This is a genomic window from Lacrimispora sp., from assembly GCF_031982545.1.
GTDB lineage: Bacteria > Bacillota > Clostridia > Lachnospirales > Lachnospiraceae > Lacrimispora.
In genome coordinates this window covers 531506-541641 of the sequence record NZ_DALYXB010000002.1, presented here as the reverse complement: position 1 = coordinate 541641, position 10136 = coordinate 531506, and the positions used below count along the sequence as shown (strand labels likewise).

The following is a 10136-nucleotide window of genomic DNA, read 5'->3' as shown; positions in this document are numbered from 1 at the left end:
ACGAATGTGCATCGGAAAGTCCTGTTTTATTGAGAGGTTATTTCACAGCCCCTTTATATTTAATTACAATTGTAGCATCCCATTTTACAGATACTCGTCACAACCGCCCTGGCCTTATCATGTTCTTTGCAAAAGGGTTTAAAAATGCAAACCATGGTGATTGCATTCTGAGGAGGTCTGGTCATAATCGTGGAGTTACAGATAAATCGGAAGTTGACTCCCCTGGCTTCCTGTGTTGCCACCAGATATGGCTTGTAGGTAGTGCCGCGTAATTCCCTGGTGGCCTCATAGAAAATAGCCAGGTCTCTGCAGTCGACATCACGGTAAGGGGTAAAGCCGCCCGGGCACAACATATGAGAAACTCCTTTGCTTTTTCTATTGTTATATGATATGCAGCGCCGGGGACGAGCGTGATTTTTTCATCAGGAAAGTTTAATAATTTCTTTGTCTTCCGGAATCAGAAGTTCACCAGAAAAGAAAGGACTTCCCTCACTGGTATAGAGCTCTTTTCTGTTTTTTAAGTTTTTATCCTCTGTATGCCACAAAATCAAATGCTCTGCCTTTAGTTCTTCTGCAAGCTGGCAGGCATCGGAGACTGTACTGTGATGCTTTTCGTAGGGCTTAAATACTTCCCGGTCTTTATAAAGGCAAAAAGTTTCATGGAGCAGCCAGCTGGTTCCTGCAATAAATTCATGGCATTTGGGATTATATGGCTCATCACCGCAAAAAGACAGGCGTTTTCCGTTACGCAGAGTTGTGGTAAATCCATACTGCTCTGCTTTTGTGGAATGAATATCAAAAAAAGTGATGTCATATCCAAGTATGGATCTGGTTTCTCCGTCTCCCACCGGAATTAAATGAATTCTGGTTCCAATGAGATCATAAAATTTTTTCTGCAAAGTGAGGCGGCAGAGAGTATCGATTACAGAAACCAGATTTTTATGGCTGTAAATGTTTAAATCTCCATCGTAGTTTCCCGATTTGATTCTGGCTCCAATAAAGCGCACCATCCAGATAATACCAAGAATATGATCGGTGTGCTCATGAGTTGCAAATATATGGTGGATGTGAGACAGATCCACATTCATGTCATCTAATATAGAAAAGATTCCGTTGCCGCCTCCTGCGTCTATCATAAAATATTCCTCGTCATTTTTTAAGGCAAAGCAGGTATTATAACATTTGGTGGCAGCGGCATTGCCGGTTCCGAAAACATATAATTGTTCCATAGGTGTCTCCTTTTTCTGGGGTATTCCCGGTTTTACGTTCATAGCCTGGCCGGTCATGGACGGCCGTCAGGCGAAAGGGGTTTAAAATTGACGTTTTTTATGATACTATAAAATTCAAAGCAATGCAACTGTGTCAAAAAAAGGGAGAACGTATTTATGAAAGATTTGGCTTATTTAAAGCTTATGGCAAGGGAATATCCTACCATTCGGGCGGCTTCCAGTGAGATTATTAATCTGACTGCAATTCAGGGACTTCCCAAGGGAACTGAGTATTTTTTCAGTGATTTACACGGGGAACACGAAGCCTTTATCCATTTGTTAAGGAGTGCTTCCGGTGTGATTCGGGAGAAGATTTCTGAAACGTTCAGTCATATCTTACCCGAAAAAGAGGAAGTGGAATTAGCAAACCTGATTTACTATCCCGACCGCATTATGAATCAGCTGGAGCTTAGCGGGCAGGCAGATGATGACTGGCTGAGAGTGACAATTTACCGTCTGGTGCAGATCTGCAAGGTTGTATCTTCAAAATACACCAGATCCAAAGTCAGAAAAAAGATGCCACCCGAATTTGCTTACATTATAGATGAACTTCTTCATGTTGATTATAACGATGACAACAAACGGGTATACTACAGCGAAATCATCAGATCCATTATTGATATTCGGATTGGAGATAAATTTATCATAGCTCTTTGTGAGCTGATTCAGAATTTAACCATTGACTGTCTTCATATCATTGGAGATATTTTTGACCGCGGACCGAGAGCAGATATGATTATGAATGAGCTTTTGCAGTTTCACGATGTGGACATTCAGTGGGGAAACCATGATATTTCATGGATGGGTGCAGCAACAGGCAATCTGGCCTGTATCTGCAACGTTTTAAGAATTGCCATCAGCTACAACAGCTTCGATGTTCTTGAGGATGGTTATGGGATTAATTTAAGACCGCTTTCCATGTTTGCTGCCAGAGTATACCGCAATGACCCCTGTGAGCGTTTTTCACCCCAGATTCTTGATGAAAATATTTACGATGCTGTGGATCCGGGACTGGCAGCCAAGATGCATAAGGCAATTGCCATAATTCAGTTTAAAGTGGAAGGGCAGATCATAAAGCGTCACCCGGAATATGAAATGAATGACAGAGTTTTATTGAAAGCCATTGATTACAATAAGGGAACTGTAACAGTAGAGGGAAAGGAATATCCTCTTCTTGATACCTTGTTTCCCACCATTGATCCAGCAAGTCCGCTGACATTAAACGAAGAGGAAGAGGAACTTTTGCGTACGCTGCAGCTTTCATTTCTTCATAATGAACTGCTTCACCGTCATGTGCGTTTCCTCTATTCTCATGGAAGCATGTACAAATGCTATAATTCCAATCTCCTCTATCATGGGTGTATTCCCATGCGGGAAGATGGTACATTTGAAGAAATTTGTATGGAAGGCTCATCCTATTCCGGAAGGGCTCTCATGGATTATGTTGATAATAAGATTCAGAATGCTTATTTTCTTCCGGAACACACCCAGGAAAGCAGAGATGCCAGAGATTTCATGTGGTATTTATGGAGCGGAGCCAAGTCCCCGGTATATGGAAAAGGTAAGATGACCACCTTTGAACATTATTTTATCGAAGATCATCAGACTCATATGGAGCCCATGAATCCATATTACCGTTTAAGCATAAAGGAAGAATACTGCGAGAGAATATTAAGTGAATTCGGTCTTTCCGGAGAAAGTGCCCATATTATAAACGGTCACGTCCCGGTAAAAATTAAAGAGGGGGAATCTCCGGTGAAAGCTGGAGGCAGACTGTTTCTCATAGACGGCGGGCTGTCAAAGGCGTATCAGTCTAAGACAGGAATTGCAGGATATACACTGATTTATAATTCCAACCACCTGGCTCTGGCAGAGCATAAGCCTTTTGATCCGGAAAAGGAGAGTACGCCAAAGGTCTCGGTTGTTGAGAATATGAAACGCCGGGTGATGGTTGCCGATACGGATAAAGGTGCGGAACTGACAGGAAGAATTGAGGATCTAAAAGAGCTGGTGGCAGCATACAGGGAGGGAATCATAAAAGAACGTATCGAGTAGTCTGGCACATTATGAAAAATTAATATTTTTTTCAGATAAGATTTCTTTACGGAACCCCTGTCAAATGGTAAAATAGTCGGAAGTTACTTACTTTATTGAAGGAGGCTCAGATGAGCAGACAGGAATTTTTACAGCGTTTAAGGGATACCCTGACAGGAGAGGTTCCCGGAAGCGTGGTGGAAGAAAATATCAGATATTACGAAGAATATATCCGTGGAGAAGTTTTAAAAGGCTCTTCGGAAGAAGCTGTCACCGAAGCAATTGGAGACCCGAGACTGATTGCAAAGACGATTATAGAGGCCAGTGAGAATGCAAAGGAAAGTAGCAGCACCGGCGGTTTTTATAGCTCTTTTACCGGACAGGATCAGAATGTATATGAGGAACCCAGGCAGGAGAGACGGGGGATGCATTATTATGATCTAAGTAAATGGTATTGGAAGCTTCTTGGGGTAGTCGCCATTGTCTTTTTCTTCCTCCTTGTGGGAACCATTGTTACTGGTATTTTCAGCCTTCTCGCACCTGTGATGGGACCACTGCTTTTAATTGGCCTGATATACTGGTTTGTAAGAGGATTGAAACGATAATGTCACTAATATGTAACAATATAAATGGAATATATTACAAAAGTATAACGGCATTTATGACTGTGAGTGGTCATAAATGCCGTTTTTGCTTGACAAAAGCTGCAACAAAGGATATAATTCAAAATGTAACAATTATGTAATATTTAAGTCAAATATTTGCGGTGACAGCTATAATACGCAGACAGGAGATTCGTTATGAAAATCAGAATGTGGAAGGTCTTGGGACTTTTAGGACTTTTAACTACCATAAGTTTAAGCGATCAGACAGAGGCGAAAGCGGATGAAATCACAGTAGAAACCAGTACAACTCTTTATGCAAGATTGGACAAGCCTGTATCAGTCAGAACCGCTGCCGAGGATGGGGGATCAGTTGTGACTTCAGCTTTGGAAGGCCAGACCTGTGAGGTGATTGAGCCTGCCAAAGATGGCTGGCTGAAGGTGAAAGTTCCGGAAGGCGATGGTTACATACGAAGTGATTCTGCAACACTGATCGAAAAGACTCAGGAAAAAGTGGACGAGTCTGCACTGGAGCGGAAAGAAGTTGTGGACTATGCTCTTCAGTTCGTTGGAGGACGTTACGTTTATGGAGGTGTAAATCCCAGTACAGGAGTGGACTGTTCCGGTTTTACCAGATATGTCCTTAAAAAAACCGCAGATGTTGAGCTGGATCATAGTGCAAGGTCACAGTCAGGGGAAGGAAAAATCATAAGTTATGATCAGGCACGTCCCGGTGATCTGGTATTTTATGGAAAAAACGGATCCATTAATCATGTCGCTTTGTATATGGGAGATGGAAAAGTAGTCCATGCATCCACCGAAAAAACAGGAATTATCGTAACAAACGTCATGTATCGCAAACCTGTGAAATTTGTCAGTGTTTTAAACTAATATAATTTTAAATTCGTGCAGTTTTAAATAATACTTGACGAAAAGATAAAGTAATTGTATAATAACCGTAATGAAATTAATAATTACGTAACATTTGAAACTCAAAAAGTAAAAATAGGAGCAAATTTCCCGATGATAAACAAAGTATGGAAAACGTTAGGACTTATGGCTTTTTGTGGAACAATGATTATTGCAGTTCCTTCAGATGTAAGAGCAGATGAGGTATCCGGCCCAGGATTAAGTTTTGGAAATTACATGGTAACCGTTAATACAGATCAGGTTACAATCAGTAAAGATGAAGAAGGTACAGAACCCTTAATGAACGCTTCCAAAGGATCCGCCTTTGAAGTGGTGGAAGATATGGGGGATGGATTTTTAAAAGTTAAGGTGAACGATACATATGGCTATTTGCCGGCAGAAGGAAGTGCCACTGTAACTGCAACCGATGAAGAAACTTTAAAAGCACTGGAAGAGAAGGCTCAGGCTCAGTCAACCGTTAATTTCAGACAAAGCATTGTTACTTATGCACTGCAGTTCGTAGGTGGTCGTTATTCCTACGGTGGCAGTGATCCTCATACAGGAGTGGATTGCTCCGGATTTACAAGATATGTAATGCAGCATGCAGCAGGACTTTCCATCAGCCGTTCATCAGGTGGACAGGCTTCACAGGGAAGATCTGTGAGCGCAGATCAGATGCGCCCAGGCGACCTGATTTTTTACGGAAGCGGAAGCTCCATCAATCATGTTGCCATGTATATCGGGAATGGAGAAGTAGTACATTCCTCAACTTATAGTACAGGTATTAAGACATCTCCGTGGAATTATCGGACACCTGTAAAGATTGTCAACGTGCTTGGCGATTAATGGAATAGCGGATTACCGGATTTTGGAAAGGGATATAGGACCTTCGGCATGGGATTGCCGGAGGTCTTTTGTGTTCTCCCGGCGGTGGATGCGATAGCAAAAGTAATTGCACATTGAAATGGGATATGTTACCATAATGGCACGGAACAATCGTGTTACAGGGTGTGTTGACCTCTTTTCATTTTACATGAAGGGAGGTGAGGCAGATGAATATATCATTTGGAGAGCTTATGCAATTCGGAATATTCATTCTTGCATTACTGACCTTTGTTTATACTATAACAAAGAAGTAATACATAGAAAAAACCCCTGTGAACTTGACCGGTTCAGGGGTTCTTTCAACTCTTAAGCTAGGTCAACCCCTTGTGGGCGGTTGTTCCTTTTATAATTCTAATATAGCATATATTCTACCTACTATCAATATAAACTTAAATAATGATTTAGCATGAAACACACAAATTTCTCGTCAAAGAGAAACAGCCTGAATAGGGGAGCTATTCGGCTGCTTCTGAGGGGAGTATAAATAATTAATAAGGATGAGGAATAATATTCCTCAAATAAATTATAATATAGGCTATGTAAAAATGCAAAGTTATTTTAAAACAATTCTAAAAAATTCAGAATTATCCAATACAAAAAATCAAGTATATTCTGTCCGATATTCGCCATACTACACCATGTAACAAAAAACGCCCACAGGAGGTATGAAAATGTCTAAGAATAGTTATAATGACAGCTACAACAATATGGATAATTCTTCAAAGAATTTATCAAGCCAGAACACCAATAAGAACAAGAGTACAAACAGCCAGAATAAGATGCAGGATAAGATGCAGGACAAAATGCAGGACAAGATGCAGGATTCCAGCCGTAATTCCAGTCGTGACTGCAGCCGTGATTCCAGTCGCGATTCCAGCAAGAACAAGTCCTACTAATAACAGACTAAAAAACTAAAAAAGGCGTGGGAAAGAGACAACGTGTCCTTTCCCGCGTTTTTTTGTATTTTCGCATCCTGGGAAATTTGGAATATATTATTACTAGAAAGGACAGGTGATAGTATGTTCACGACAATACCGGTATGGGAAGTCGATCAATATATAGAATATAATGGGAATGTTATGATTATAGATCTGCGTAGTTCAAATTCTTATCAAAAAGGACATTTAAAGGGGGCTGTTAATCTCCCTTATGAGGAGTATGATTATTGGAAAAACCAGCTGCCCAGAGATAAAACACTGATCTTTTATTGTGCCAGGGGCGGACAAAGCATGAATGTTTGCAGACATTTGGAGTCAATGGGGTATCATGTCATCAATCTGGCCAATGGAATCTCCTATTACAGGGGAAAATATATGGTACGTGGATAGGTATTCATTGACAGATATACCTTCCAGGTCTTAAAATATACCTGATAAACAGTAAAGGAGAAAATACCTATGAAATATATGATTGCTTCCGACATTCATGGCTCTGCTTATTATTGCAGGGAGCTGTTAGATGTATATAAAAAATCAGGAGCTGAGAGACTGATCCTCCTTGGGGATATTCTTTATCATGGACCAAGAAATGATCTTCCCAAAGAATATGCACCCAAAGAGGTCATCTCCATGCTTAACAGTTATAAAGATCAGATTTATAATGTCCGGGGAAATTGTGATGCGGAAGTAGATCAGATGGTACTGGAATTCCCAGTCCTTTCTGATTATGCATTGTTTGCAATTAATGGCCTGACTATTTATGCCACTCATGGACATATTTATAACAAAGAACATCTTCTGCCAATGCAAAAGGGAGATATTCTGCTTCACGGTCATACCCATATCCTGACTGCTGAAACCTTTGGAGACATCACCATACTCAATCCAGGTTCTGTTTCCATTCCAAAAGGAGGAAATCCTCCTACCTATGCGCTGCTGGAAGACCGGATATTCCGGATTATGGACTTTGATGGTAACATTGTAAAAGAAAAGAACTTAGGAGAATAATGTGAAAAAAACATACGAACTCATTGCTCCCTGCCATTTTGGCATGGAAGCGGTATTAAAAAAAGAAATAACAGAACTTGGATATGATATTACCTTAGTGGAAGACGGAAGAGTGACTTTTCTTGGTGATGACGAAGCCATCTGCCGTGCCAACGTATTTTTAAGAACAGCAGAACGAGTACTTTTAAAGGCTGGAAGCTTTCATGCGGATTCCTTTGAAGAGCTTTTTCAGGCGACTAAGAAAATACCGTGGGAAGAGTATATTCCATCTGATGGTAAATTCTGGGTGGCAAAGGCTTCTTCCATAAAGAGTAAGCTGTTCAGCCCATCTGATATTCAGTCCATTATGAAAAAAGCCATGGTGGAACGAATGAAGGGTGCATATAAAGTGGAATGGTTTGAAGAGAATGGTGCAAGCTATCCTCTTCGTGTTTTTCTGTATAAAGATCAGGTTACCGTAGGAATCGATACTACGGGAGATTCCCTTCATAAAAGAGGTTACCGTACCCTTACCAGCAAGGCTCCCATTACGGAGACCCTGGCCGCAGCACTGATCATGCTGACACCATGGAACAAAGACAGGATTCTGGTGGATCCGTTTTGCGGAAGTGGTACATTCGTAATAGAAGCAGCCATGATGGCAGCTAATATAGCGCCAGGTATGAACCGGTCCTTTTTGTCAGAAGACTGGAAGAACATAATACCGAGAAAATGCTGGTATGACACCATGGATGAAGCCAATGATCTGGTAGACAAAGATGTAAAGGTGGATATACAGGGTTATGATATTGATCCTGAAATTGTAAAAGCAGCCAGAACCAATGCGGAATCCGCAGGTGTAGATCACCTCATCCATTTTCAGCAGCGCTCCGTGGATGCGTTAAGCCATCCGAAAAAATATGGTTTTATTATCACCAATCCTCCGTACGGAGAGCGTCTTGAGGAAAAGGAAAATCTTCCAATGCTTTACCGCCAGATCGGAGAGCGATATGCTGCGCTTGATGCATGGTCCTTGTACATGATCACTGCATTTGAGGATGCGGAACGATATATCGGAAGAAAAGCAGATAAGAACCGAAAAATTTATAATGGAATGATAAAGACCTATTTCTATCAGTTTATGGGGCCGAGACCCCCGAAAAGAAAAGCAGGAGATGAGTTTGAAAAATAAAATCCGGTTTGCCTTTTTTCTTGCTGTGTTATGCACGGCAGCCGTCATGGCGGCGGACTATTTTGTACCACTACAGACAGATAATCCAGTTACAGGGCAGCTTCCGGCTGTCTATGACGGAAGGAAAAACGGTCGTGCACCGGCAGTGAAAAATCAGGGTTCCCTTGGCACCTGCTGGGCGTTTGCATCGTTACAGGCATTGGAGGCCAGACTGTTACCAGAAGAATCCCTTGATTTCTCCGAGGATCATATGTCCTTAAATAATGGATTTTGTATTCCTCAGGAAGAGGGAGGAGAATATACCATGTCCATGGCATACCTCCTTTCCTGGCAGGGACCGGTGCTGGAGGCAGACGACCCTTATGGAGATGGAACGTCCCCCAAAGGCCTCAAAGCAGGTAAGCATGTTCAGGAGATCCAGATGATACCGGGGAAAGATTACGAGAAAATAAAGCGGGCGGTTCTTCGTTACGGAGGAGTCCAAAGCTCCCTCTATACCGCCATGAATGGGGACAGAAGTAAGTCAGCCAGTTATAATGAGTCTGCGTCCGCTTATTGCTACATAGGCTCGGAGCCGCCCAATCACGATTCCGTAATTATCGGTTGGGATGATGGATTTTCCAAAGATAATTTTAATGTCCCGGTAAATGGTGATGGTGCATTTATCTGTATGAACAGCTGGGGAGACGGATTCGGTGACCAGGGCTTTTTTTATGTATCCTATTATGATTCCAATATCGGTATGAATAATATTGTATACTCTGAGGTAGAAGATCCTGGCAGATATGACAGGATCTATCAGTCGGATTTACGGGGTTGGGTTGGCCAGCTGGGCTATGGGAATGATACCACATGGTTTTCCAATGTCTATAAAGCAGAAGAATCCCAGTATTTAAAGGCTGTAGGGTTTTATGCAACAGCTCCTGGTACCTCTTATGAGATTTACGCAGTACGTCAGACGGGAAAAGAATCCGATATTACAGATGGGGATGAGTTCGACCGGAAGATTTTCCTGACAGACGGGGCATTTGAAAATGCCGGTTATTATACCGTATCATTTGATAAAAAAACAAAAAAGGAACTGAAATTAAAAAAGGGAGAGCGGTTTGCAGTGATTGTAAAAATTACCACTCCCGATACAGTTCACCCTGCAGCCATCGAATATGATGCAGGGGACGGAAGAACCTTTGTAGATTTATCTGACGGGGAGGGTTATATCAGTGCTGACGGCAAAGTGTGGGAGCGGGTGGAAGAAAAGCAGAACTGCAATTTGTGTCTGAAGGCATATACAGCTGCCCAATAGAAAAAGGTTTGAAGGAGA

The 10136-nt window shown here is 41.7% G+C and carries 12 protein-coding genes; 10 read left to right on the top strand and 2 right to left on the bottom strand.

What is annotated here, in order from left to right; translation table 11 throughout:
- Positions 1-59: 59 nt before the first annotated feature.
- Both ABS301_RS05980 and ABS301_RS05975 read right to left on the bottom strand, forming a co-directional pair.
- Positions 60-353 (bottom strand): hypothetical protein, encoded by a 294-nt coding sequence (locus ABS301_RS05980; protein ID WP_349671336.1) that lies wholly within the window; start codon positions 351-353, stop codon positions 60-62.
- A gap of 69 nt (positions 354-422) precedes the next feature.
- A complete protein-coding gene (locus tag ABS301_RS05975) occupies positions 423-1229 on the bottom strand; it encodes an MBL fold metallo-hydrolase (protein WP_349671335.1) in 807 nt (268 codons plus the stop codon).
- Between the two features lie 156 nt (positions 1230-1385).
- On the opposite strand from ABS301_RS05975, the gene ABS301_RS05970 reads away from it, so the two are divergent.
- The 10 genes from ABS301_RS05970 to ABS301_RS05925 all read left to right on the top strand — a co-directional run bounded on the left by ABS301_RS05970 (position 1386) and on the right by ABS301_RS05925 (position 10118).
- Complete coding sequence (locus ABS301_RS05970) at positions 1386-3323, top strand: fructose-1,6-bisphosphatase (RefSeq protein ID WP_349671334.1); 1938 nt, start codon at positions 1386-1388, stop codon at positions 3321-3323.
- A 110-nt stretch (positions 3324-3433) separates the two neighbouring features.
- Positions 3434-3907, top strand: a complete 474-nt coding sequence (locus ABS301_RS05965) for a DUF1700 domain-containing protein (RefSeq protein WP_349671333.1) — start codon at positions 3434-3436, stop codon at positions 3905-3907.
- Between the two features lie 195 nt (positions 3908-4102).
- Complete coding sequence (locus tag ABS301_RS05960; protein WP_349671332.1) at positions 4103-4795, top strand: C40 family peptidase; 693 nt, start codon at positions 4103-4105, stop codon at positions 4793-4795.
- Between the two features lie 132 nt (positions 4796-4927).
- Positions 4928-5659: a C40 family peptidase gene (locus ABS301_RS05955; protein ID WP_104438306.1), complete on the top strand. Its 732-nt coding sequence runs from the start codon at positions 4928-4930 to the stop codon at positions 5657-5659.
- A 206-nt stretch (positions 5660-5865) separates the two neighbouring features.
- On the top strand, positions 5866-5952 hold the full coding sequence (locus tag ABS301_RS05950; protein ID WP_349671351.1) for a putative holin-like toxin: 87 nt from the start codon (positions 5866-5868) through the stop codon (positions 5950-5952).
- A 417-nt stretch (positions 5953-6369) separates the two neighbouring features.
- Positions 6370-6594 (top strand): hypothetical protein, encoded by a 225-nt coding sequence (locus ABS301_RS05945; protein ID WP_349671331.1) that lies wholly within the window; start codon positions 6370-6372, stop codon positions 6592-6594.
- A 123-nt stretch (positions 6595-6717) separates the two neighbouring features.
- Positions 6718-7026, top strand: coding sequence for a rhodanese-like domain-containing protein (locus ABS301_RS05940; RefSeq protein WP_349671330.1), 309 nt, complete (start codon positions 6718-6720; stop codon positions 7024-7026).
- A gap of 69 nt (positions 7027-7095) precedes the next feature.
- Positions 7096-7644, top strand: a complete 549-nt coding sequence (gene yfcE / locus ABS301_RS05935) for a phosphodiesterase (protein WP_349671329.1) — start codon at positions 7096-7098, stop codon at positions 7642-7644.
- A 1-nt stretch (position 7645) separates the two neighbouring features.
- On the top strand, positions 7646-8815 hold the full coding sequence (locus tag ABS301_RS05930; RefSeq protein ID WP_502877944.1) for a THUMP domain-containing class I SAM-dependent RNA methyltransferase: 1170 nt from the start codon (positions 7646-7648) through the stop codon (positions 8813-8815).
- Between the two features lie 46 nt (positions 8816-8861).
- Positions 8862-10118 (top strand): lectin like domain-containing protein, encoded by a 1257-nt coding sequence (locus tag ABS301_RS05925; protein ID WP_349671349.1) that lies wholly within the window; start codon positions 8862-8864, stop codon positions 10116-10118.
- Positions 10119-10136 lie beyond the last annotated feature (18 nt).

Bases quoted from the DNA above. Each gene is read 5' to 3' on its own strand.
- ABS301_RS05960 (WP_349671332.1), top strand. From the start codon at position 4,103: ATGAAAATCAGAATGTGGAAGGTCTTGGGACTTTTAGGACTTTTAACT.
- ABS301_RS05970 (WP_349671334.1), top strand. From the start codon at position 1,386: ATGAAAGATTTGGCTTATTTAAAGCTTATGGCAAGGGAATATCCTACC.
- ABS301_RS05955 (WP_104438306.1), top strand. From the start codon at position 4,928: ATGATAAACAAAGTATGGAAAACGTTAGGACTTATGGCTTTTTGTGGA.
- ABS301_RS05950 (WP_349671351.1), top strand. From the start codon at position 5,866: ATGAATATATCATTTGGAGAGCTTATGCAATTCGGAATATTCATTCTT.
- yfcE (WP_349671329.1), top strand. From the start codon at position 7,096: ATGAAATATATGATTGCTTCCGACATTCATGGCTCTGCTTATTATTGC.
- ABS301_RS05945 (WP_349671331.1), top strand. From the start codon at position 6,370: ATGTCTAAGAATAGTTATAATGACAGCTACAACAATATGGATAATTCT.
- ABS301_RS05965 (WP_349671333.1), top strand. From the start codon at position 3,434: ATGAGCAGACAGGAATTTTTACAGCGTTTAAGGGATACCCTGACAGGA.
- ABS301_RS05940 (WP_349671330.1), top strand. From the start codon at position 6,718: ATGTTCACGACAATACCGGTATGGGAAGTCGATCAATATATAGAATAT.
- ABS301_RS05980 (WP_349671336.1), bottom strand. From the start codon at position 353: ATGTTGTGCCCGGGCGGCTTTACCCCTTACCGTGATGTCGACTGCAGA.
- ABS301_RS05975 (WP_349671335.1), bottom strand. From the start codon at position 1,229: ATGGAACAATTATATGTTTTCGGAACCGGCAATGCCGCTGCCACCAAA.
- ABS301_RS05925 (WP_349671349.1), top strand. From the start codon at position 8,862: ATGGCGGCGGACTATTTTGTACCACTACAGACAGATAATCCAGTTACA.